The 23,006-nt window shown below is 57.8% G+C and carries 23 protein-coding genes, 1 tRNA gene and 1 pseudogene; 13 read left to right on the forward strand and 12 right to left on the reverse strand.

Annotated features, from left to right (window positions below):
* Positions 1–72: 72 nt before the first annotated feature.
* Together AMC88_RS20060 and AMC88_RS20065 are read left to right on the forward strand one after the other, a co-directional pair.
* A complete protein-coding gene (locus AMC88_RS20060) occupies positions 73–705 on the forward strand; it encodes a ParA family protein (protein ID WP_237353159.1) in 633 nt (210 codons plus the stop codon).
* Positions 705–1,016 carry a hypothetical protein gene (locus AMC88_RS20065; RefSeq protein WP_064830051.1) on the forward strand — a complete coding sequence of 104 codons (312 nt, stop codon included), beginning with the start codon at positions 705–707 and terminating at the stop codon, positions 1,014–1,016. The genes AMC88_RS20060 and AMC88_RS20065 overlap by 1 nt, the downstream gene beginning before the upstream one ends.
* A 304-nt stretch (positions 1,017–1,320) precedes the next feature.
* Here the strand turns inward: AMC88_RS20065 and AMC88_RS20070 are convergent, their stop codons facing one another.
* Genes AMC88_RS20070 through AMC88_RS20080 form a run of 3 tightly spaced genes read right to left on the reverse strand, consistent with a single transcriptional unit; the run spans position 1,321 to position 6,483 of the window.
* Positions 1,321–1,995 (reverse strand): hypothetical protein, encoded by a 675-nt coding sequence (locus AMC88_RS20070; protein ID WP_064830052.1) that lies wholly within the window; start codon positions 1,993–1,995, stop codon positions 1,321–1,323.
* A complete protein-coding gene (locus AMC88_RS20075) occupies positions 1,992–4,955 on the reverse strand; it encodes a VPA1269 family protein (RefSeq protein ID WP_064830053.1) in 2,964 nt (987 codons plus the stop codon). Before AMC88_RS20075 ends, AMC88_RS20070 begins: the two co-directional genes overlap by 4 nt.
* A gap of 55 nt (positions 4,956–5,010) precedes the next feature.
* Entirely contained in the window at positions 5,011–6,483 is a 1,473-nt protein-coding gene (locus AMC88_RS20080; RefSeq protein WP_064830054.1) for a hypothetical protein, read from the reverse strand.
* 1,402 nt (positions 6,484–7,885) lie between these two features.
* On the opposite strand from AMC88_RS20080, the gene AMC88_RS20090 reads away from it, so the two are divergent.
* Complete coding sequence (locus tag AMC88_RS20090) at positions 7,886–8,389, forward strand: hypothetical protein (protein ID WP_064830056.1); 504 nt, start codon at positions 7,886–7,888, stop codon at positions 8,387–8,389.
* Between the two features lie 324 nt (positions 8,390–8,713).
* Here the strand turns inward: AMC88_RS20090 and AMC88_RS34705 are convergent, their stop codons facing one another.
* On the reverse strand, positions 8,714–8,947 hold the full coding sequence (locus AMC88_RS34705; protein ID WP_064830057.1) for an HAD-IA family hydrolase: 234 nt from the start codon (positions 8,945–8,947) through the stop codon (positions 8,714–8,716).
* Here AMC88_RS34705 and AMC88_RS20100 point away from each other — a divergent pair.
* The 4 genes from AMC88_RS20100 to AMC88_RS32195 all read left to right on the forward strand — a co-directional run bounded on the left by AMC88_RS20100 (position 8,931) and on the right by AMC88_RS32195 (position 11,013).
* The gene (locus tag AMC88_RS20100) at positions 8,931–9,365 is read left to right on the forward strand and encodes an NAD(P)/FAD-dependent oxidoreductase (protein WP_167355273.1); all 435 of its coding nucleotides are present in this window, start codon (positions 8,931–8,933) and stop codon (positions 9,363–9,365) included. The genes AMC88_RS34705 and AMC88_RS20100 overlap by 17 nt on opposite strands.
* Positions 9,366–9,413: 48 nt before the next feature.
* Entirely contained in the window at positions 9,414–10,181 is a 768-nt protein-coding gene (locus AMC88_RS20105; RefSeq protein ID WP_064830059.1) for an amino acid ABC transporter ATP-binding protein, read from the forward strand.
* A gap of 39 nt (positions 10,182–10,220) precedes the next feature.
* Positions 10,221–10,565, forward strand: coding sequence for a hypothetical protein (locus tag AMC88_RS32190; protein WP_081282713.1), 345 nt, complete (start codon positions 10,221–10,223; stop codon positions 10,563–10,565).
* Between the two features lie 124 nt (positions 10,566–10,689).
* Entirely contained in the window at positions 10,690–11,013 is a 324-nt protein-coding gene (locus tag AMC88_RS32195) for a hypothetical protein (protein ID WP_150128089.1), read from the forward strand.
* Positions 11,014–11,446: 433 nt separating this feature from the next.
* Here the strand turns inward: AMC88_RS32195 and AMC88_RS20115 are convergent, their stop codons facing one another.
* The 4 genes from AMC88_RS20115 to AMC88_RS20130 all read right to left on the reverse strand — a co-directional run bounded on the left by AMC88_RS20115 (position 11,447) and on the right by AMC88_RS20130 (position 15,822).
* Positions 11,447–11,836, reverse strand: coding sequence for a hypothetical protein (locus tag AMC88_RS20115; RefSeq protein WP_064830060.1), 390 nt, complete (start codon positions 11,834–11,836; stop codon positions 11,447–11,449).
* A 178-nt stretch (positions 11,837–12,014) separates the two neighbouring features.
* The gene (locus AMC88_RS20120; RefSeq protein ID WP_064830061.1) at positions 12,015–12,782 is read right to left on the reverse strand and encodes a metallophosphoesterase; all 768 of its coding nucleotides are present in this window, start codon (positions 12,780–12,782) and stop codon (positions 12,015–12,017) included.
* A gap of 128 nt (positions 12,783–12,910) precedes the next feature.
* On the reverse strand, positions 12,911–13,885 hold the full coding sequence (locus tag AMC88_RS20125) for a hypothetical protein (RefSeq protein WP_064830062.1): 975 nt from the start codon (positions 13,883–13,885) through the stop codon (positions 12,911–12,913).
* On the reverse strand, positions 13,885–15,822 hold the full coding sequence (locus tag AMC88_RS20130; RefSeq protein ID WP_064830063.1) for an AAA family ATPase: 1,938 nt from the start codon (positions 15,820–15,822) through the stop codon (positions 13,885–13,887). Before AMC88_RS20130 ends, AMC88_RS20125 begins: the two co-directional genes overlap by 1 nt.
* Positions 15,823–16,410: 588 nt before the next feature.
* Here AMC88_RS20130 and AMC88_RS20135 point away from each other — a divergent pair.
* Together AMC88_RS20135 and AMC88_RS33215 are read left to right on the forward strand one after the other, a co-directional pair.
* On the forward strand, positions 16,411–16,827 hold the full coding sequence (locus AMC88_RS20135) for a helix-turn-helix domain-containing protein (protein ID WP_237353160.1): 417 nt from the start codon (positions 16,411–16,413) through the stop codon (positions 16,825–16,827).
* Between the two features lie 406 nt (positions 16,828–17,233).
* A tRNA-Arg gene (locus tag AMC88_RS33215) sits at positions 17,234–17,330 on the forward strand.
* Positions 17,331–17,361: 31 nt separating this feature from the next.
* Here AMC88_RS33215 and AMC88_RS20140 read toward each other — a convergent pair.
* Positions 17,362–17,607, reverse strand: a complete 246-nt coding sequence (locus AMC88_RS20140) for a DUF982 domain-containing protein (protein WP_004679623.1) — start codon at positions 17,605–17,607, stop codon at positions 17,362–17,364.
* A gap of 93 nt (positions 17,608–17,700) precedes the next feature.
* Positions 17,701–18,219, reverse strand: a complete 519-nt coding sequence (locus AMC88_RS20145) for a DUF2937 family protein (RefSeq protein WP_010025651.1) — start codon at positions 18,217–18,219, stop codon at positions 17,701–17,703.
* Positions 18,220–18,386: 167 nt separating this feature from the next.
* Between AMC88_RS20145 and AMC88_RS20150 the strand changes: the two genes are divergently transcribed.
* From AMC88_RS20150 to AMC88_RS33715, 3 genes and pseudogenes are all read left to right on the forward strand, one after another.
* Positions 18,387–18,653 (forward strand): hypothetical protein, encoded by a 267-nt coding sequence (locus tag AMC88_RS20150; protein ID WP_064825695.1) that lies wholly within the window; start codon positions 18,387–18,389, stop codon positions 18,651–18,653.
* Between the two features lie 66 nt (positions 18,654–18,719).
* Positions 18,720–20,086, forward strand: a pseudogene (locus tag AMC88_RS33220) (IS3 family transposase).
* A gap of 114 nt (positions 20,087–20,200) precedes the next feature.
* Positions 20,201–20,353: a hypothetical protein gene (locus tag AMC88_RS33715; protein ID WP_010023044.1), complete on the forward strand. Its 153-nt coding sequence runs from the start codon at positions 20,201–20,203 to the stop codon at positions 20,351–20,353.
* A 100-nt stretch (positions 20,354–20,453) separates the two neighbouring features.
* Here AMC88_RS33715 and AMC88_RS20165 read toward each other — a convergent pair whose 3' ends face one another.
* Positions 20,454–20,744 (reverse strand): BON domain-containing protein, encoded by a 291-nt coding sequence (locus AMC88_RS20165; RefSeq protein ID WP_010023046.1) that lies wholly within the window; start codon positions 20,742–20,744, stop codon positions 20,454–20,456.
* A 62-nt stretch (positions 20,745–20,806) separates the two neighbouring features.
* Complete coding sequence (locus tag AMC88_RS20170; protein WP_010023048.1) at positions 20,807–21,457, reverse strand: hypothetical protein; 651 nt, start codon at positions 21,455–21,457, stop codon at positions 20,807–20,809.
* Between the two features lie 357 nt (positions 21,458–21,814).
* On the opposite strand from AMC88_RS20170, the gene dxr reads away from it, so the two are divergent.
* Complete coding sequence (gene dxr, locus AMC88_RS20180) at positions 21,815–23,005, forward strand: 1-deoxy-D-xylulose-5-phosphate reductoisomerase (RefSeq protein ID WP_012485435.1); 1,191 nt, start codon at positions 21,815–21,817, stop codon at positions 23,003–23,005.
* The last annotated feature ends 1 nt before the right edge of the window (position 23,006 follow it).

Here is a 23,006-nt window from a genome sequence, read left to right on the forward strand (position 1 = left end):
GATTTTGGAAGGAATCGTGAAATGCCGGTGATATGCGCGGCCAACCCCAAGGGTGGCGCTGGAAAATCCACGATGATCTTAACGCTGGCGACTACGCTTTCCCACGAGGGAGCTTCGGTAACGGTGTTGGACGCCGATCCAAATAGGCCAATTTCAGACTGGCGATCGGGTCATAGCCGCCTGCCTATCAAGGTCATAAGTGACATTACCGAGGCGAACGTTCGCGACAGCATCAACAGCGCGGCGCGTGAGAGCCAATTCGTATTCGTCGATCTCGAAGGAACGGCCAGCAGGCTGGCGTCTCGCGCGATCATCCGCGCCGACCTTACTCTCATTCCGCTTTCGGGAAGCGCGCTGGACGCCAGGGAGGCCGCCCGCGCAGTCAATCTGGTAAAAGAGAGCGAAGAGGATACGGGGCGCAGACTCAACTTCTGCCTGGCTTTCAATCGAACCAACCCGCCTCCCTTCACCCGCCGGATTGAGCGCGAGATCACCAACCAGATGATCGCAAACTGCCTTCCGGTGATGCCTACGCACCTCTACAGACGAGAAGCTTACAACGCCATGTTCATGGAAAAGCTGAGCCTCTATGAACTCGATGGCAAGATCGTGAACGGGCTGAGCGGTGCTATCGAGAATGCCATACAGGTAACGGCAGACCTGTTGGATTGTCTTCGGGCGATCGCAGATGGAAAGGCGGCGTGATGAGCAAGAACGATATTTTCGGAAGTGAACAGCGCAAGCTCAAGATCGACGAGTTCAAGCCGGAGTCGGGAGAAGACAACAACGGGGATTTGGACCAGCGGGCCGCCGATCGTACCGCCGAACGCAACGGGTTCACCAGCCGCGAGACCATCGAGCGGGTTGGCAGAGTACGGAAACCGAGCGAGCCGTTTGACCAGGCGTACGTCCGCGCGCCGCTTGCTACGATCAATCGGTTCAAGCGCTACTGTAACGAAACGGGCTATTCTTACGGCGAGGCATTGGACGTCTTGATGAGGAAAGCCGGCGTTTAGGACGCTACCTAGCCAAGATAGCTACCGACTAAGGTCGTCTCACCTAAAGACGTTTCTTTCGGCCGAGCTGACGTCTTCGATAATGGTTTGAAACTCGGACCAGCACTGACGTCTAAAATCAGTCCAATTGGTGTTTCCCTATTAGCCAGACCCCCGCGTTGTCGAGAGTGAGAGCCCCCGGCTTCCGCTAACCGGGGGTCGATGGCCTCACTTGCGAGAACGGACGTCGACAGGGTGCGTCGGCATCTTCAGAACAATTGGGCGAGAGTCCGTCCTGAGGCTGCCTTCGCCCTAATTTCCGCAGTTAGCCGTCTGTCGAACGCCGCGATTTCCGGGCCTGAAACTGTTCATCGACGAATTTCTTGATGTCTTTGAACAGATCGGCGTCCATGATGATCGTCCCCGGACGCGTCCTGCCTGTTACATGCAGGCTCACTTCATCCAGACCGAAACCAAGTCGGTCCATACGATCCACCCAGATGTTTAGGCCGTCTACAATAGCGTCGACCCTGGGGGATTCTTCGTCCGGGCCTTTCCGGCGAACGATCGCACGCATGGCAGCATTCTGTAGTTCGGTTTCCTCCAGCAGCCTTCGGATTTCCAGGAAGTTGTAGCGGTCGCCTTCGCTCATGATCGACGTGTCGACCTTGTCCAAGTCCTTTCTCGACATCGGATCGACCGATTGCATATCCCTGATCGACACGTAGGCCTCGCGCCAAATTCGGGGAATGTCCGGGTAGTCGTTGTAGATGGTGCTGGTCATCGGAAAGACGTCCTCGCCATATTTCGCGATGCCTTCCTCGATGATCAGAGGGACTGTCGGCTTGAGCGGTTTAGGGCGACCTACTAAGCCTTGGCATATGGTCCACAACATCCGCATGTTGCGGTGAGAGATCGTATTGGCCTCAGGTTCCTGCTGCGTCAGGGCGAGACATTTTTTGTCGGCGACCTTGATGATATCCGCAATTCGCGACGTCATGCTTGGGCCTCCAGCAACAAGGATTCCCGCCGGTCCAGACTAAATGACTCGTCCATTACGCTCGAGACAAGCGTCTGCATCTCGGTGTGAATACCGAAATCTTGAAGCCGTGAACTTCCGTCGACCAACTGTTTCCGTTGCAATGCTGTGGTACGCCTCACCATGAAGTCGGCAAAAAGGTCCGCACATTTCCGCCGCTGCGCCTCAGTGGACTTGAAATTGAGTTCGGGAGGAACAATCCCGCCGTTGAAAGCTATCCGATTCAGATGACTGGAGAGCGCGTTGCGGATGCGTGGATCACCAAGCAGCGGATAATGTCTCGCGGCGACCGACATGAAGAGCGCGAATTCAAAATGGTCGACCTCGACAAATTCGGTAACGCGCTCTTTGTCCCAGACGATACGTGCGGGTGCATCGCCAGGCTTCATCTCATCGAGTAGCTTGCCGCATGCGGCAAGCAACACATCGGTATTGAAAATCCCCTGCTGAACTAATTCCTGCTCTTCGAGCACCGGCATCAACTCGGACTGGAATGCGTCGTACTTCTGCAGATATTCGGCCTTGGTTACTGCGCCACTGTCGAACCGAGCGCGCAGCTCATCTACCTTTTCAACGATTTCTTTCTCGAGCAAAGCAAGATGCTTACGTTGCTCACACAGCTTCGAACCGTACCATTCAAGCTGGTTCATCCACTCCGGTCCCGTCACGAAATGTCGGCAAATGACGCAATTCCTCGTTGGCACAGATTTGTAGGTATGCTTGTCAGGCCCGTTCTTTACAGTTTCCTTGCGATCGATGGGACCGCCGTCCCAGCACCGAGTGCAATCGAACGGGCACACTCCGATATCGACGTTGCAGTATTCCAGTTTCGACGGCGACGAGACTGCCTCTTCGATTGCGGCGGCTTCGAGGGCCACCGTCCTCTTGCGAGCCTGCTCGTAGTTCCACGACTTCAGACCATCAATTAGCTCTCTCTGATGCTGGGCAGCGGCTTCGATCGCTCCGGCCTCCAGCAGTTGATGGACTTTGTCCGGGTCCCACTCTAGGTAATATCTGGTCATCATAAACGTGGCATGCCCGGCCACGAGCTTGCTCAGGATTTCCATGGGGACGCGGGCGCGGTAGAGGTCGGTCAGTCCACGTACCCGCAGCCCGTGGAGATTGTAGATACAGCTCGATGGTTGGCCCGTGATGGAGTTGAATTTTACAATGTCAATCTGATTGGACGGTTCACGTTCGTTCCATCGGCGCTGGGCTTCCGCCATGACATATTGCCACGCGTGACCTACTTCCGACCCTGTGACAATTCTACCTTTGAACGGGCGATCCGACGTTGGAAACAGCCTGAAGAGCGCGTGGATTCGAGGCATGCCGCGCTTCGTGCGCTCAGGCATTCTGTCCGGCGCGTCGAGATACTCATCGGGACCGATAGCATCGTCAATCGGATTGTACTTCTGCTGCCACTCTCGGAGGGCCCAAAGCCTTCCGAGAATAAACTCGTGCTGCCAAGGCAGTACGTAAGGCGACCCGGTCTTGTTGGTGTTTACGAAAATGCCTGTGGTAGTGCTTTCCTCGAACCGGTGGGCGTATCCATGGGTGGGCACGTCGGTTCCGTCTTCTTCCGCGGCCCAGAAGCCTGCCAGGGGACCTGGGTTGTTCTCCCATTGACCCGTGTCGGAGTTGAACTGGACTCTGTCGCCTTCCCCACTGTCCAATCTGCGCCATTGACCGATCCGCAGCGGCAAATGTGTTGCGCATAAGAGGAGCGTTGGAATAACCGGGCAAAATATAGTCTGCGGTTTGCCATCGATCATGAGTTCGACGTTGAAGTGGCCGGATTGCCCGGGCCATCCTCCCTCACCTTCCGATAGAATCTCGCGAACGAGAGCGAACAGCTTGATGGGCAAGGGTCGCGCTTTGGAATGGCTAGGCTTTTTGCCAGGCGGTGGACCAGCCGCTCTAGTCAAGGCCATTTCGGCTTCAGAAATCAGCGGATAGACCATCAGCACTGGGTTTTCATCGACCATTTGGCCGGTGAAATGATCAAGGAGTCGCTTAACGCATATGGTTTGGCTTACGACGTAATTCGTTATGCTCCCTTTCCGCCGCTTCAAGAATTCGGTGAAGGTAACAGGTCGTGCTTTCGAGGTCAGAACGTCAAGGAGCGACATCCCAGGGTATTCGGACCGCAACCACGAGAGAATGTCGTAACATCCCTGCGGAACAGTCTTTGGTGCAATTGTCGTTTTCTTGAGGACGTCGTCGGCAAGTGCCACGACTTCTTGGTCTAGAGGATCAGTAGACGCGCGGAGTTGGTCCCAAATCTTGGAACCAACCTCCGCCCCCGCACGCCGACCTACGCTCGATTTTATCAGAAGGTTGGGGTCACCGTAGATTTTAAAGAGACCGGTGACGACGTTCTTTGCGCATTGCGTCACGATTTCTGACGATCCAAAGACCTCCTTTCTCCAACGACGCCCTTCATCCGTCCGATAGGTGTCCACTACCGAATGGATAAATTCCAGCGGCGCGCTTTCCACGGAGTCCACTCCGGCGGAAGAGATGACGAAAGGTGCCAACAAACGCATAATCGCACCATCGGCGTGGCGTCGCGCGGAGGGTTTGAGCTTCTCCAGAAAGCTAAACGCTCCGACTGCGTCCAGCCTTTCGTATAGGTCAAAACCAAAGGTGGTCTCCATCACGAAATAGCGGCAGACCTCTTTGTGAACAGCGGTCTCCTTGCCGTAGAACCACCACGCCGACAGAATAACGTTCGAGTCCAAAATCAAGTCCATCGCGCTCTTGATGGCGTCGTCGATGGGAATTTGGTGTGGCAACTCCTCCAACATCTTGCAGGCGGCCTTCACCGACCGCCCAACCCTTCCGCCCTTCTCGATGCTTTGTGGATTTGGGGTGTTATTGAAGTGGACCGGACCTTCATCCGTTTCGAACACAAGCATTACGACTCCTGGGATTGCTGGCCGATCGGTATTCCGCGGCACGTTTGTTGCTCAATCAGCGGGCGCGCGACCTCCGTCCCCGACCCGAATGATGAGACCCGCCGGAAGATGACCAGACGCCGTAGGTTTCCCCATGAAAATCCGCCACAAATTCCTTCCGAGCTGCGGCAATCGGATTATCAATGGAAGCGGAAGGGTCGTTGTCGTTGGCCGCCGCTTTCTTGAGGATAGCGTTGACCTCGTCTGGCGAGAGTTCGACGTAGCGCAAGTGGCTGTCAGGGTGCTTGTGGTGCATACAGACCTGAATGATGTCACCGCTGATCCCGAGCGTCCGTAGGAACCTGCCATAGAAATGGCGAGCACCGTGCGGAGACGTTCCGAAGCGCTTTCCGTACTTCAAACCAGATTCCGGATATCGGCGAGCGATCCGCTTCACGGCGGCCTTCCAAGCCGACCGAAATGCTGCGGGGGTGTACAGATCGCCTACGTCGCCCCCGTTTACGGTTCCCGTGCGCCCAGAGCTGACGAAGAGAAACGGGTGATCCCCGAGTCGCGCAGGTCGCCGCATCATCAACGCCGGACGAATAACACGCAGGTACCTTTTAAGGAGTTTACCCAGCAAATCCTTGAGCCCGCCGACGGGAAGCCAATAGATAGGGTCGCCCTCGTCGTCGTTGCGAACGCTTTTCCAGCCTGCCTCGTCTCGACCGTCGTTCATCGTCCTCGACGTCTTCTGGAAGTGCTGCAAATAATCCTTGCGCGTGATCAATTCCGCGCCGTACTGCAGCAGTCCTTCCTCCGGGTGGTGGAGGTACACCGCCGGCGTCTGCCCGACGAACTGGACGTCCGAGCAAAACAGATGGAACGACTCGCTAGTCCGCAACCCGCCGTAGAACAGGAAGAACGCGATTAGCTGAGCCGTCTCGTCTGTCTCGCCCCGTTCGTTCGTGAAACCTTCCAACAGGAACGCTGGAACCCACCTAGCAGGGAAAGAGTACGTCTTTGGCGTCGACCTGCCGGGAGAACGAACAACGCCGGTGAAAGGGTGTGGTGGCTTGCCATCCTCGGCATCCATATATTGCTTGAGATGGGCGAGCAGTGATTTCGAGCGTCGAACAGCAAGGTGAGCCGTAGCCCTGAATGCCTCCGATGAGCTGGTGGTGCCTTTATACCGCTCTAGCCACTCGGGCGTGACGCCCATCTTCCCCAGATGGTCGAAGAATGTGTCGAGGACCGAGAGAAGACGGAACGCGCGCCGTGCGCTACGAGTCCTCCAGAACAAACCTTTCTCTTCGATTGGCACTCCGTCGTCACGGAATGAAATCGTCCCGTAGGCAAGCGCGACGGCGAACGATCGAAAGAGGACATTCTCCAGGGGCAGCGCGTCCCCTTTGAGTTGTGCGGCGGTCAACGACGGAAGGATCGCGACGGTATGGTCAATCAGGAGGCCGAAAACCTGGCAGGTCTCCTTTCTGTGCTGCTTCGACATTTTCGGGTGATCGTCGAAGTAGCGATCTATGATCTCCATGGGATGGGCTACGACGGAGCCGTCCTCGGACCTCCCTATCAAGAAAAGTCTATGCCAGCTTCTCAGAAGCCCTGAGCGCATCATCGGCTGGCGGCAAACGACGAAATTCAACCCACGTGCCTTGTTGCGCCGGTACGAGTTGAGCTTTTGACGTCCAGATTTGCGTACTTGTGCTTGGGGTGCCACTGGTCATTGTCTCCTGGCGACACAGCAGCGTCGGATTGTGATTTCGTCCACTAGGAACATGTCGGCTTCCTCGGAACGCACCTCTCCGATACGGTGCGAGGTCTCGCGGTCGTCGGTGCTGTGCTTCGACTGGATTTGGCTTCGGCTCGAACTGCGATTGAGTCCAAGCGGGCGGAAAGATCAGAGGCCGTTGCGGGTTATCAGTTCCGCTATGTCGTCAGGTTCATCCTGAGACGGCGACACGTCCCCGGGCGGGCAATCGGCCAAATACCACTCGGTCACGGCCTCCCCATTGATCACATACATGGTGGGAGTGCGAAACGTCGTTTCGTGCCTCAATTTGAGGTACAGCTCCAAAGGTATCGGAAGGAATTTTAGTCGCGTCATGTTTTTCTCCACTCTTGCCACACGCAGATTGCCGTGCGCGCGTTCTTGCGACGAATCTTGGGGTCAAGGGCTGCGCAGCACCGGAGGACGTAAGAAACACTCGCAACCGATGTTAACGATCTCAGGACGCCGCAAACAGCAGCGCACCGCCAAGTGCACGTCAGTGGACTTCGCATAAGTTGTTCTCGCACGAAAGGTACGCGTTTCTGCCTGGCACACATTAGTTAGTGCGGGTACAGCTTTCACCTTAGAACCTTGATCCAGAACGACAACGTCCATTGTCACGGCGGGCGCGGCCGCAAAAGACGACCGCGCACGCATCGAAGTGATTCGAAGAATGCCCCTGCCGAAATGTATCTCGACGTGCGATTTTGTCCTCGGAACTGGGCTCCAGGCACTCAAAATCGCTATCCAAAGACCAAGTCACAGATTTTCAACACCGCTGACGCGGAGTGAAACCGGTTTCACTGTTGCAGGGGGAAAAATGCCGGGATAGAAATCTACATATTCGCTCCTTTCTTGGTGGAAGGGATTCGGATGACCTCGGCGTCACGTGTTAGCGCACGTGACGCTTTGCGTTTATGGACGAATCGTCCGCGCGGACACACTAACAGTTTCACGTACCTATTCAAGCAAGCGATCGAGGTGCGCGCAGCGGGGGCATTCTCTGTGGACACGCACCTTACCGCCTCCGGAATGGCTCGTGCATCAGCCCACAGAAATCACCTGACAGATGCATCTACCGCGGTGGCAAAGCCTCACTGGCCATGTTAACTGCATCTTGAGCGACTGATTTTCGTAGCTAGACTGGCTGCGACGAGGAGATGGAATGTCGAACGCGCAAGGCACTCTTGAGGATGCACTCCACAACATTGACCTGGACATTCAGCGTTTGCGGAATGAGCGTGATCGGATCGAGGCTGAACGCCAGCGGGTTGAACACGAGATACAGCGAGCGGAAGAATCCAAGCGCTACATAATATCCGCAGCGAAAGGTAACGTACCGCCTCGTGGTGGAGGCGTATCTCTCGCAAAATCGCCGAGGTCCATACACGAGCAGGCCAAGCCCGTTAGCGATCAAAAGCGTACAACCCAGCGACAACAAATCATCGATTTGGCCACGGCGATCCTCAAGGAGCGGGACAACAAACCGATCCGGCGCGACGAGCTCTGGACCGAGATGCAGGCCCGCGGTCTGCAACTTCGCAACAGCTATCCCGAACATTATATCGCGAGTAAGGTGCTTGGAGGTGCCAAAGATATCTTCGGCAACAACGGCGGCTACTTCCTTCTCGAACATCCCCGCCAACCAGCGTCCGGAGGGAACGACTGACGGGAGCGCGTGATCTGATCTGATCGGATTGGGCGTCGGAGACTTTTCCTACGTCATTTCCAGATGTCGGCGGACCTCCGCCTCGAAGTACCTCGACCCACAGGCTATCGCGGCGTTGAGAGACACGCTCCCAGCGGAACGAGAGTAGCTCGAGCGCCTCCTCCATCCAATCCAGAGGTCGAGGTTCGAATTGCCCCGTGAAGAGGTGCTAAACACGGGGGTCGCGAAATACGTTTAGGCCGAGCATAAAAAATGAGTGGACGTGCCTGAGAAGCCGACGGAAGCGACCGAACCGGCGAAACAGCTCAAACTTTAGTCGCCCGTTTAAATGCCGAGGATCGCTCGGGCTCGGTCTAGCGAGACTGCCTGATGATGGGCTCGCAATTCCCGGCTGGCCAACAGGTCCGGCACCTGGATCACTCGCATTATGCCCGCGTCGACCGCGGCAGCGACACCGAGATCGCTGTCATCCAGAGCCACGCATTGTTCCGGACGGAGACCGAGCAGCCCCGCGGCCTTGATGTACAGATCAGGGGCTGGCTTGCCCTTTGCAACCATGTCCACGCCCACGACTGCGTCTACCCGAAGCAAGGGCGAGTTCGACACGATCCTGTGGGCCACCGGCTACAAGACGTCGTTCCCGTTCCTGGAGGAAGGTCATCTCGACTGGGCCGAGGGTGTACCGCTCCGCATCGGTGGCGGTGCAGTGGCTCCGCGCGCGCCCGGCCTCTACTTCAACGGCCTCGCCAGCCCGCGCGGCGGGAACCTGCCGATGCACTCGGCCTGTGCCGAACTGATTGCCGATTGCGTCGGTGCCCAGCGCGTTGTCGGCGGCACGCAGCTCCTCGCGGCTCTGCGCCATAAGACGACCCCCGTGCCGCTCATGGATGGAACCGTCCCCGGTATCGTGGGCGACACGAAGCGCGTCAGAAGCCTCGCCAACAGGGCGCGCGGCAACCGTCAACAAGCTGCGTGACTGGCATCCAACGCCTCAGTCTGCCCTCTACCTCACCAGGAACCTACGATGACCGCAACCAGCCAGAAATCCGCCGAGCTCAACCCATCCGCAATCCGCCTATCCAACGTCAGCAAATGGTATGGCGATTTCCAGGTTCTTCGCGACATCAACCTCACAGTCCGCGAAGGCGAACGCATTGTCATCGCCGGACCGTCTGGCTCGGGCAAGTCAACGATGATCCGCTGCCTCAACAGATTGGAAGAACACCAGGCGGGTTCGATCGTGGTCGACGGTATCGAACTGACGAGCGACCTCAAGAAAATCGACGAAGTCCGCCGCGAAGTCGGCATGGTGTTCCAGCACTTCAACCTGTTTCCGCACCTGACGATCCTCGAAAACTGCACGCTCGCCCCAATGTGGGTTCGCAAGATGCCGCGCAAGCAGGCCGAGGAAATCGCCATGCACTTCCTCAAGCGCGTGCGCATTCCCGAGCAGGCCAACAAATACCCGGGCCAGCTTTCCGGCGGCCAGCAGCAACGCGTTGCCATCGCACGCTCGCTGTGCATGAAGCCCAAGATCATGCTGTTCGACGAGCCGACGTCTGCTCTTGACCCGGAGATGGTCAAAGAGGTGCTGGACACGATGGTGTCGTTGGCGGACGAGGGCATGACGATGCTGTGCGTTACACACGAGATGGGCTTTGCCCGTCAGGTCGCCGACCGGGTCATATTCATGGACCAGGGTAGGATCATCGAGCAGAACTCGCCAGCCGAGTTTTTCGACAACCCGCAGCACGAGCGGACAAAGCTGTTCCTGACGCAAATCCTACACTGAGGATCGGGCGCGCTCCCCGGTCCGCGAGGCGGTAATCCCATGAGCCTGATTGTCTTCAAACTGCTCATCCCTCCCACGCTCATCCTGCTGGCGACACTCGCGGGACGACGCTGGGGCGACGCCATCGGTGGATGGCTCGTCGGCCTGCCGCTGACTTCAGGCCCGGTCGCCGCCTTCCTTGTCCTCGAGTACGGTCCGGGGTTTGCAGTCACGGCATCCAGCGGTTCGCTCATCGGAACGGCCGCACAGGGAGCCTTCTGTCTTTGTTACGCGGTTCTTGCGACCCGCGGCTGGAAAATAGCTCTCGTTGGCGGCGCGGCTGGTTACGCCGTCGTCGGAGCGCTACTGCAGTCATTGCACCTTTCGAACTGGCCATTGTTCTAGGATCGCCGCCGCTGTTCTTACTGTGTCAGCCCTCGCGATTGCGCCTCGCCCCTCTGCCGCGGGGAATGGTCCGCCTCCATGGTGGGACATGCCCGCTCGCATGGTCATTGTGACGACACTCGTAATGACTGTCACAGCAGTTGCGGGTATCGTGGGCGCTAGAACCGCCGGCCTTCTGGCTTCGTTTCCGATTTTCGGGACGATCCTTGCCCTGTTCGCCCACCGAATGCGCGGCGCGGAAACCGCCAGACAGGTGCTGCGTGGAATGGTATTCGCACTTTATGGCTTTGCGACGTTCTTCATGATTTTCGGGATAACCGTCACGACATTCTCCCTCGAGACAACATTCGCCTTTTCGACAGCGGGATGCCTGTTGGTCCAGAGCATTGCTCTGTATCTGGTTCGAAGACAGAGAGGCGAAGGAGCACAGAGCGCGGCGGCGCGTTGAACTTCAGTCGCCAACTTCGGCTGCTTGTAATCCGTCTCGACGGCGCTGCTGTTCCTTGAACGCACCAATCTTAGGTTCCAAGTCTCCAAGAACTCAGCTGATCGACACTGGTCAGTGGTGGACATCTTTACCGGGTGGCCGGCAGAATTCCACAGCTGCGGCATTTTCGGTGATAACCCAGTCGATGCTTCCGGCTGCCGAAGGCCTCGAAAAGGCGAGAGTGCATCCTCGGCCGTTTCCGGCTGCGATACCAGTTGAATGGCTGGCATACGGGCGTTGTGGTCTATTCAAACTTGCTCTGGCGGGCCTAATCTTCACTGGACTTGATCTTGAAGGGCTGAGCGGTCGCTTCGTCCAGTAAGGAGGAAGCAGCGACAGTATTTTTCGCCCCTGGCGTCTTGGTCCCATTCGTAGCGAACCGCAGCTCAATTTACTATTCGTCGGACTTCTTGGCCTTGGCCCGCTCAACTTCATCCACAATTGCTCGCGCCTTCTCAAGTGTGGCATCGAGTTCAACGCTCTCTTCGCGATCGAGTTCGGCAAGACCTTGGGTGTCAAAATCAACGATCTCGTCGCCGGGATCAGGCTCGGCGTCAGGAGCGCGAGCGACGGTGGCCGTCGTCGCGGCAAGATCGGCCGCCGGCAGCATCCCCCATCGTCGAAGGGCAGCTTGGACTTCCGCTTGGACGGCTTCCCGATGACGGCCTTCGATAGCATTGCGGGCGATCCGCTGAACTTCCGCATCGAAGTCCTTGTCGGGGTCGATGCCAAGAGGATCGTCACGTGTGGAATGGATCACCGATTTCGATTGGTCCTTCCTCATCAACGCTCTCCTAAGGTTTAGGTTCTGATCCTAAATGGCGTACTGGTGCGTGGAGTTTTTCACATCAGTCGGTGGATTTTGTTCATCAAGTCGACCGAACCTGCCACGGCGCTTCTGGTTTTTCTGGCTGATTTACCAGCCAATCGATGGTTTGACATCTGATGCTGCTCCGCTAGCGCTAAATTTCAATCACCAAGTTGGGATCAAACCCTGTGGCCTCCCCGGGATAACCACGAGGATTGCAGACGACCCTGGTGAATCCGAGCATGTAATCCAGTCTTTGGTGTACGTGTCCGTGAACCCACAGATCGGGCTCTGCCTCCCTTATGAAATCATCGCAATCCGAGGCGTAGCACGGCGCTAGTGGGTCATCTCGGAACCATCGAGAAATCGACCTCGATGAGGGCGCGTGATGGGTGACGACAACCCTTTTCCTGACGTCGGCCCGACCGAGACTTTCCGTCAGGAACGCCATTGAAGCGCCGTGTTTCCGGAATGCATGGGTGGGCTTGAGTTTTCTGAAGGGCTGTTTGGACAGATTGATGCGCCGATAGTCGTTCATTCCCTGTTGGGCGGACCACATAGACGTTTCGGGATTGCTATCGAATAGCCGAAAGTCTGTCCAAAGGGTTGCTCCGGCAAAAAGTACGTCGTCAATGACCAGATCACGGTCATCGAGAAAGTGGATGTGCGGATAGCGATCCCGCAACGCATTCGCCGCGGCTAGGCTGTCTACAAGGAAACTGCGGTAGAACTCGTGGTTTCCCGCGACAAAGACCACCGGCACTTCCGGACCAAATCTCTTCGCAAGCCACTCAATGCTGGGCACCACGCCTTTGTCGAGAACGTCGCCGGCACAAACGATAACGTTGATGTCTTCCGGCGGGGCCACGGTAAACGGCTTGCCGAACTCGAGATGAATGTCTGAAAAGGCCCAGATTTTCATCGAAATAGCATGCACTGAGCAGCCGGCAACAGATTGGCCACCTTTACGGGTATTGAGATCATCAATTTCTCCACGAGCGGCGGTGGGGTATGCACGACACCGTGCGATCTCGCCGCACCTCACCAACTTTATGCATTCAGAAACGGAGCGTGCGGCAGATATCGGGCTGCAAAATGCCGACGCATGTTGATCGATAGGGCATCGTTTTCGATCAGAAGCGTGCGGTACGACTCCTCGACCGAAAGCCATCCGCAATCCAAACGCCATCGACGATGGAAAACACGATCAAGACTGTGACTGCTCCAAAACCTGAGAGACCTGAGCGCGTCTTCTCGGGTCTTGGTTTTCGGCGCGATCTGAAGCCACTCCACGATACTCTCCTCTGTTATCACCGCCGTCTTCTCGATCTTCTCCGCAATGTCGTCGGGGACGGTTGCTAGGGCCGCGTCCCGAGCTTGTATGAACCGGCGGTCTCTCGTGAAATCGACGCCCCATTCTGACGGGTTGTCACGCCAGAATATTGTTTCGGCGCGCTCCGTCCACCGAGCACCAAGGACCAGGTCGAGGCTTTCGAACACTCGGAACGCCTCTGGGGCCAGATACGCCGGACCGCTACCGTGATCCGACCGAATATTTGGACGTCGAAGTCCCGATGGACTAGGTCGGTCGCGCGCTCCGGTGAAATGTCGATACTCCAGCATACTGACTTGCGCAGCCAAGCAAACGACCACTGTCGCGACATCGTCCCAGCGGGGAAGGATGGCAGGTTGCGCAGGCTCCGGGTTAACCTTGATGCCACCACCGCCATCAAGAACTGCTTGACCAAGTGCGACCAACGCCTGGCAAGCAGATTGAAGAGCGTCGATATAGAGATGGTCCCAGTGATTAGCGGCCAAGTCCGGTAGGGCTGCCCACAAGAATTCGATCACGGGATCGAACCACTTGGGTGGCGATGCGAGTTGGGTTCCGCCAGCGCGATCAGAAACCTTTATTCGCCTGTCCAATGGTTCAAATCCGGCATCGTCGAGCATCTCGCCGAGCGAACCCGCGTATGGCTTCTTCGACGCCGGCCGCCGGCCGGCTGCGTTTGTTCGTTTTGCCATCACGTTCCCGTCCTGAGCTGTGTCTTGGCAAGGCTGACAACCGAGCGCCTGTTGCTCTGCAACACCTGGACCACGTCCTGTCCGGTCATGGTCGGATTTGCCATAAGCCTATCCACCAGCGCGTCCAGCGCAGGACGCTGCCTTTGAATGATGGACCTCGTCCTGGCAAGTTCGCTATCCAGCAACACGTGGACCTGTTCTCGAAGTTCCGGATTGTATAGACGCATCCTTGCGAACTCCCCCGGACCGGTAGCCTCCACAGCGAGCGTGTGGCCCATACCGGTCGTACCTTCGACCATCGTCGCAAGATCGGTCGCCCTATTAAGATCGGCCTCACTTGAACCCGATGCCCCGTCCGCGAAGCTTCCGAAGACCTCCACCTCAGCTGCGATACCCCCCAGGTAGATGGCTATGGTGTCGAGGTAGGTGGTCTTGGTCCTGGCCTGCACCAGTGAAGGTTTTGAATCGACGCTGCCAAGCACTCGGCTCTCGCCGCTGACCCGCCATTTGGAGATCGTGATGCCTGAAACTTCATGCCCAATTTCATAGCTGACCAAGGCATGGCCGGCTTCGTGAAAAGCGATCACCCTGAGGTATTCTTCAGGAAGCTTCTCAATGGCTGGGAGCTGATCGATAATGTGGACTGCGCTGAAATAATCAGCTTGCCGACGGGCCGTCCGCCTTGCATCCCTGACGAGCCGCTCGATTTCCGCACCCGAAAACCCTTCCGTGGCGAATTCGAACATTTCCGCATCGGCGGTAGACAGCTCGATTCCAGTGTGAAACTTCAGGATGCCGCGGCGTGAGGGGCCGTCGGGAAGCGTCAGCTCCAGATGCCGGTCAAGCCTTCCTGCTCGGAGGAGGGCAACATCGACGAGATGGGGTTGGTTACACGCAGCGACCACGACTACCCCCTCTCGACGTTCGAAGCCATCGAACAATTCGAGTGCACCGGCAAGCACGCCGTTGTGGTAGCCCGCGTTCTGGCCAGAGGCCGTACGTTTTCCCAAGGTGTCGAATTCATCGATGAACAAGACCGAAGGTGCATTGTCACGCGCCTGCTTGAAGGACGCGCGCATGGCTTTAAGGTGCGCATCCAGAGCGCCGGCTTCCTGCCATTTAGAAACCGAGCCGTAGATGATCGGTACTTTGCACGAATTAGCGAGCGCCGTCGCGAACAGCGTTTTTCCAATGCCTGGAGGCCCGGAAAGCAAGACGCCGCCATCGACTTCGTTCCAACCGATAAGGCCAGATTTGTAATCTGCGAGGTCTTTCGCGAGGTTTCGTCCCCACTCCACAGCAGGCCCAAGACCATGCATGTCGTCGAGTGTAGGACCATCGTCGCGCAGGATTTTGGCAGACTCGACCTCTTTGAGCCTGGCTGTCTCGCGTCGAAGGCGTTCCAAACCTTGGACCGGACCACGCCGGTCCTGAAAGGCGGAATGAAGCCTTGCCCACGGTGCCGAAATCAACAGCTCGACGAGTTCATCATCGACCGGAATTGCAGCGCGCCGTAATGCAGCCCTTGCATGCTCCGGAGACCGAGGCTCGATTTCGATCACAGCATCTGAAAACAGTCGCTCGTCGTCAGTAAGCCTGTACCCGGGGGGCGATAAAAAGATGCCACGCCCGTTCTTTTCAGCGAGCGACTGGTGACGAAACGGCGAATTTGACCATTCGAAAATGTAGGTCTCCCAATCGGAACCCTTCCAAATCTCCCGCGCGAAGACCTGAGCTGCTTGCGAGTAGATCGGTTGGTAGTAATCGTCTTTGAAGACCAACGTCGCTATGAATTTCCGCTCTATACCATTCCAAGGCCTCAGTGCGGCAGCGACGGCGCAATACGCCATATAGATCGGCACAGTGACGTAGCGCCACTCGCGAGTTCTCGTATTCCACGGCACGCGTGATCGCTTGCCTGGCTCAGGGTTCGGCATGAGACATCCTAAAATTTGACGAGTTCAGGTTTTTGTTGGCCGAGAGGGTACAGACCCACCATCCCTACTGGCCGCCGGCAGGTTCACGCAGATGCCGATACAAGATGGTCCTCCGCGTATCCGCGTTTCGCATTCCAAACAACAGACAGAGGTCGTGACGTCGGATCGATAATCGGGCTAGGGCGGCCGACCGTCTCAGACATCAAGCAGCACACCGATCGGTTTTCCACGGCCTGGCTCAGTGTCACGTCATCGATCAACCTTTGGTTCCGCGCGACAAGTCGCCGATGTCGGCCCGCTGTTACCTCGTGCGCGCCCGAATCACTTGGTGTCAACGTGACCTCCATATTTGGGATGTTTTTAAATCCTAAAGGAATCCTTATAGCCTCCCCTTCGGATATTAAAAGACCCCATACGGTAAATGTTGACAATTTTTCTGCAGAGCGGCTTCTCGGATGAATGAGGTTACCTGCTCCACCGGAAGCACTCAGGATCGCACGTGCATTAACGGGGTTTTCACAGCAAGAAGCCGCCGATCTAGCGGGCGTCACGAGACGATACATTTCGACAGCCGAAACGTCGGAATCCATGTTCGATCTCAATCTCGCGCTTGTCGACTTTTACATTTCCCGTGGCATTGAGTTTCTGGGAGAAGCCAAGATCGGGACCGAGGTCTCCGGTGCCGGCGCGAAATGGAGCGCGCCTGATCCGGTAAGCCTTCCGGAGGAGCGATCACAATTTCGGACCGAAGACGTCGGGATATCCTTTCCAGCCGCTAGAGCCCTCCTGAACAAGACGCAAAAAGTCATCGCAGATGAGACCGGGTTGTCCGTTGCAACCGTTAAGGCTATGGAGCGTGGGGACCACTGGGCTGAATCGTCAGAGGCGATGCAGAGCTACTACGAACGGAACAATGTTGAGTTCCTCGGGTGGAGCGACGCCGCGACAAAACGCTACTATGGAGTTGGCGTTCGTTGGCTCCCTAGCCTGAAAGTATCCTCGTAATCGAGCGCGAGCTTTCTGGCACTCGCGGCACCATCGCCACCTTTGTTGCGACGTATGCTCACGTGGTGATGTAAAGGTTGCCATCCCAGTGACCAAGCTAAAGCCGAAGCGTCTCGCAAGCTCGACGAAAATGACGGGCCAATGGGCCCGGCATTTGTTGTATACGGCCGAACGGACCGCAAGACGGAAGGTCGCTGGTCCAAAAGGCTCGTATACCTAAACGGAATCCGCCTGAGGGGCGGATACTTCTTTGTTTGATAAGCCACTCGTGCCTGTCCCTGTAAAGGCACGCTGACGCTCTAAAGGCCTTGACAGGGCCATTCACTCGTAGCGTCGGCTTGGGAACAGCAAGCCCAGGTGTGGCCTTGCTGCCCATTGATGACTGGAGAACCAATCAACCGTTGGAGAGTGGCAGTAACTACCAGTAAAGTACGTACCGCTATGAAAAGAGCACCAGATTCCTAATCTGGGGGTCGCGCGTTCGAATCGCGCCGGGATCACCAGTCTTTAGCGCTGAGCAGATCGGGCATTGCCTCACACCTTGATCGGAATTCCCGCCTCGATTGCAGCTTCGATGAAAGCCTGTCGCGCCTCCTCCCGGCTTCGCTTTCCGGAGATGACATCGGCGCATACGGCACAGGCCCGATCCAAGGCGGGACCCTCGTCTGTCGGCCAGTCTTCGATCAGCGCCCATGTCGCAGCCTGCGTGGTTTGTATCACCACCCATTGATCCGGACCTTCAAGGGCGATCGTCACCGGCTTCTTCCAGATGGTCTGCATTCTCTTTGGCCTTCCTTGCGTGTTGCGGGGTTAGTTAGACTGATCGATCTCGTCTTGCAAATCAGCGCCGACCGCATTGCTTCCCATATCGATTCATCGCATCTGGGGAGAGGCTCGCCGGCCGCGCACAACCCGCCGCACGCCAAATCCGAGCAGCGCCGCAACGACCCAAGCACTGACAAAACCAATCGCAGCCCAGACAAGGCCTGCGAAGCTGACCGGCACGCCGGGTACGAAATCCCGCCAGGTATTTGCGAAAACGACATCATCCGGCTCCCCGATGAGCACGAACGGCTTGGCGACCGGGGCGGCGGTGCCGAGTTTCAGCTGCTGCGACTGCAGCGTCTCGTAGCGTGCGATCGTGCTTTGCATCGAGACGCCGCGGTCGCGCAGGAAATCGTTGGAAGATTGCGCATAGGTATTCAGCGCCTGCTGGCGATCGAGGTGGTGCTCGGCCGCCTGCCTGGTGAAATCCTCGACGATAACCCGCAGTTCGTCAATCGCTCCGCCAATCCGCTGGCGGTACTGCTGGGCAAATTCCGGCGCCTGCGAAAACACCGTGCCGCCGGCAAGCCCGGCGACGATGGCGATGATCCTTGCAATCGGTCCCATGATCGAGGCCTCCGGCTGTTCCCTGCGCTAACGATCCGCGGCCGCAAAGGTTTCTGCTGTCGACACAATCGGTAACGCTATGTGATTGAACCGACGACACTTCCGGCGAGTTGACCCCATGACAACCGAGTTGCTCGCCGTGAGCAACTGAGAAAGAGAGGCTCGTCATGAAACAGTTTATCCTCGCCTGCACGCTCGCCGCAGCGTCCGTTGTGTCCGCAGTGCCGTCCCAGGCGGCAAGTGTGACCATCACCACGGACGATGCGCGCCCCCATTATTACCGTGATTCGGAACGCCCCTATTACCGCCACCACAGTCCCTATTATCGCCACGATATGCGGCGGCGTTACGTTTCCAGCGACTGCTTCACCAAGACGGAAAGGATCCGCCGCCACGGTCATACGGTCATCAAGGAAACCCGAATCTGCCGATAAGGCAAAGCCCGGCCGATTCTTTGAACTGACCCCCGAAAGTTGGACATCCACCTTCGGGGGTTTTGCATGTCCAAATACAGCCTGGCTTTCAAGCAGTCTGTTGTTGAGTGTTACGGGAATGGCGAGCGTAGCTATCAAGAGGTGAGCACGCGGTTTGCCATTGATCCTGCGACCGTTCGCAAATGGGTAGCGAGCCATGCTGCGCATGGTTCGGCTGGATTGGTGAAGAAATTCAGCCATTATAATGCTGACTTCAAGCTATCGGTCCTACAGCGGATGTGGGAGGATGGGTTGTCCTATCGCCAGACGGCTGCGATCTTCGACGTTCGCAATGCCAGCTGCCTTCCGGATTGGGAGAGGCGATATGAACGGGGTGGGATCGAAGCCTTGGCCCCGCGCCGCAGAGGAAGACCTCGATCGATGCCCAAGTCGCCTATCATAGCCAGTGGACCAGATGCTCCACACAGTGACGATGCCAAGAGCCGTGAAGATCTGTTGGCGGAGCTGAACTATCTGCGCATGGAGAATGCCTACTTAAAAAAACTGGAGGCCTTAACGCAGCAACGAGCGCCGAAAAAGCGCAAGTCGTCGAAGCGTTAAGGCCGTTCCATCCGCTTGACGGGTTGCTTGCGCTTTCGGGCCTGGCGCGCAGCACGTTCTATTATCAGCAAAAGGCATTGTCCCGGCCCGACCGGCACGGAGTTCTCAAGGAGAGGATCAAATCGATCTTCGACACCCACAAGGGCCGCTACGGCTATCGCCGGGTGACGGCGGCGCTGCGCGGCTTGGGAGAGACGGTCAATCACAAGACGGTTCAGCGCCTGATGGTCGAGAGCGGCTTGAAGTCTAAGGTCAGGCCGAAGAAGTATCGATCCTACAGGGGCGAGGAGGGACGCGTGGCTCCCGATCTCCTCAAGCGGCAGTTCACCGCCGAGCGCGCCAATCAGAAATGGGTGACCGATGTGACGGAATTTAACGTGGCCGGCGAAAAGCTCTATCTCTCGCCGATCATGGACTTGTTCAATGGGGAAATCATTGCGTTCGAAACCGCTAGACGGCCGGTGTTCAAACTCGTCGAAAACATGCTCACCAAGGCCGTGAGCCGTTTGCAAGACGATGACCGGCCGATCCTGCATTCCGACCAGGGATGGCACTACCAGATGCCGGCCTGGCAGCGCATGCTTCAGAAACGTCACATCAATCAGAGCATGTCACGCAAGGGCAACTGTCTCGACAATGCTGCCATCGAAAGCTTCTTTGCCATTCTCAAATCCGAGTTCTTCCACCCCAACGACTTTGACAGCGTCAAGAGCCTGCAAGATGGGGTGGCAGACTACATCAACTACTATAATCATCAGCGTATCAAACTGAAACTCAAAGGGCTGAGCCCTGTACAATACAGGACCCAGCCCCTAAATCTCCCCAGCCTTTAGACCGTCCAACTTTTGGGGGTCAGTTCATTCTTTCGGCCGGGCTTTTCATCTGGTCTCCCCGGCAAGGAACTTCGCAAATCCCGCCGCGTTTAGGGCGAAATGGGAGTATTCGCCATGCTTATCAAGATGACTGTTCTGGCAATCGCCTATGTGGCGGTCTGCGCTCTGCTTCTCACCATCGCCTATCAATTGCAGGGACCGGTGACCACGGCGAAGACCGATCGGCCGGCCGGCTCGTCTTTTCTCGTCGAGCGTTTCGCCGGTTGATCAGCTGAACGCAGGCCCCAGAAAGACCAACTGATAAGACAGCGCGGCTCGCCATCGAGCCACGGCGCGCTCCTGCCGATGCGATGGAGCCCCCTCACCATCAATGCGTGCCGTCCAGGGAGAATCCGCCAAGGAGGATCCGGTTCTGAACGCTCTGCACTCCCTCGACGGCCTTCGCGACCGCGGTCGCTCGTTCGATCTCGCCGACTGTGCCGACCGTGCCGCTGAGCACGATCTGGTCTTTTTCCATCGTCACCTCGACATCGGACGCATCGATGCCGCCGGCGATCGCCAGCGCATTGGCGACGGCCGCCTCGACCGACGCACGATTGGCGATTTCCGCTTCCATTTCAGGCGCGAGCCCGTGAAATGTCTGCTCCTTGAAAACCATGACCTGTTCCTCTGTGAAATCTTGAAAGGAAACGCCTGCCGGTTGGTTTTGGTTTCAGCCTGTTACCAGTTGAGCCGATAGCGCAGATTGACGCTGCCGGCCTCGTCCTGCGAAAACGGGTTGGTCATCGACGCATCGAGATTGAGGTTCGGCAGGATCGTCTGACTGACGGCCACCGAACTGGAGAAGTCGCCGCTGGCATTGCTGAGGCCGGCGCCGGCCGAGAGCGAGGTTCCCGTCCAGGGATGGATGAGTTTCAGCGCCTGCGACGCCGTGACTGAGGCCTGCCGGGCATCGATCGGATCGTAGCCGACGCTGACGGAGCGGCTCGATTGCATGTCGAGCGAATCCGACAGGATCCAGCTGCGCGAACGGCTGAGCGTCAGCGCGCCGCTGCCGCGCAGCGTATCGACGCTCACCTTCACACCCCGCTGTGACTGGCCGGCCGGAGTGACGTTCGTTCTGACGATTCTGCCCCAGAGCATCGCCTGTTCGGAATCGGGCAGCGGCGCGCCGCTTTTCGTCGCCGCCAGTGCGATGTCGGCGCCGGCGCTCGTTTCCCATTCCGCCGGCAGACGAAAGCCCATCGTCGCCTTGTACGACCGCTCCGAAAGCTTGGCGGGCGACCAGATCAGCAGGTCGTCCGCTTTTGCAGCCGCGGTGAGCGAAGGCAGCACGGTGAAAAGAATGCAGGCTATTCTGACTATCGTCATGTGACCAATTCGTCTTTCAAGGAGGGATGCCGCGGCAAAATGCGCACAGCGAACCCGCAAGGGAGCAGCGCGGCAAAGCCGTCCATCCCAACGTCATCCTCGATCTCAATGTGTGGCCGAAACGGCCGGTGGCAGCCAAGTGCCTGTTCAATGGACGCCGCAGCGCCCTTGGATATCCGGGCGACCATCAGCGGCTGCCTGGGATTCACGATTCCCGCAGGAATGTCGCCAGACTCACATCTCGCCGCCGCTCTGTAAACCCCTTGAGGGCCGAAATCTGCTGCACCGCGCACTTGCCGCACCCTCCAAACCCTAGTAGAGCCTGACCCTACGAGATAAATTTTCGCGAAATTCCACATGACGACCGGCAAAACCGCGCCGCGGCGCCTCAGCATCTTCGGTTCGACCGGCTCGATCGGCCGCAACACGCTCAATGTCGTCGAACACCTGGGCGGACGGGACAACTTCGAAATTTCCGTGCTGACGGGCAACGGCAATGTCGAATTGCTGGCCCGGCAGGCAAAAGCATCGGGCGCGCGACTGGCGGTGACGGCGAGCGACCGGCATTACGATTCGCTGAAGAGCGCGCTTTCCGGCAGCGGCATCGCGGTCGCGTCGGGAAAATCGGGCCTTATGGAAGCCGCCGATTGCGAAGCCGACTGGGTGATGGCGGCAATCGTCGGCACGGCGGGTCTCGCGCCGACACTGGCCGCCGCACGCCGCGGCGCCGATATCGCCCTTGCCAACAAGGAATGCCTGGTCTCGGCCGGCGATCTCTTCCTCAAATCGATCCGTGAAGGCGGCGGCAGGCTGCTTCCCGTCGACAGCGAGCACAATGCGATTTTCCAGGTGCTGGAAGAAAACCAGCGCCACGCGGTCGAACGTGTCGTCCTGACGGCCTCGGGCGGCCCCTTCCGCACCGCCTCGCTCAAGGAAATGGCCGATGTGACGGTGGAAACCGCCCGCGCCCATCCGAACTGGTCGATGGGCCTGAAGATTTCGATCGATAGTGCTTCGATGTTCAACAAGGCGCTTGAGATGATCGAAGCCCGGCACTTGTTCGGCCTGACACCCGATCAGATCGAGGTCATCCTCCACCCGCAATCGATCATTCATTCGATGGTCGGCTATACAGATGGCTCTGTGCTGGCCCAGCTCGGCGCGCCCGATATGCGCACCGCCATCGGTTATGCCCTGTCCTTTCCGCGCCGGCCGAACCTGCCGATCGAGCGCTTGGATTTCGCCAGGCTCGCGAGGCTCGATTTCGAGGCGCCCGATGAGGTGCGGTTCCCGGCGTTGCGGCTGGCGCGTCTTGCGATGACCCGCGGCGGTGTCCAGGGCGCTGTGCTGAACGGCGCCAAGGAAGTGGCGCTGGAAGCCTTCATCGCAGGGCGCCTGTCCTTCCTCGCCATGGCCGACATCACCGAAAGGGTCATGGACGATCTGGCCCACCTGCCGCCGGCTGCCGAGATGGACGATGTTTTCAGCGCCGACAGCCAAGCCCGGCAGCGGGCTTCGCAATTGATGAAACTGGATCTCGTCGGCTGAG

Origin of the sequence: Rhizobium phaseoli (genome assembly GCF_001664385.1) — a bacterium.
GTDB lineage: Bacteria > Pseudomonadota > Alphaproteobacteria > Rhizobiales > Rhizobiaceae > Rhizobium > Rhizobium phaseoli.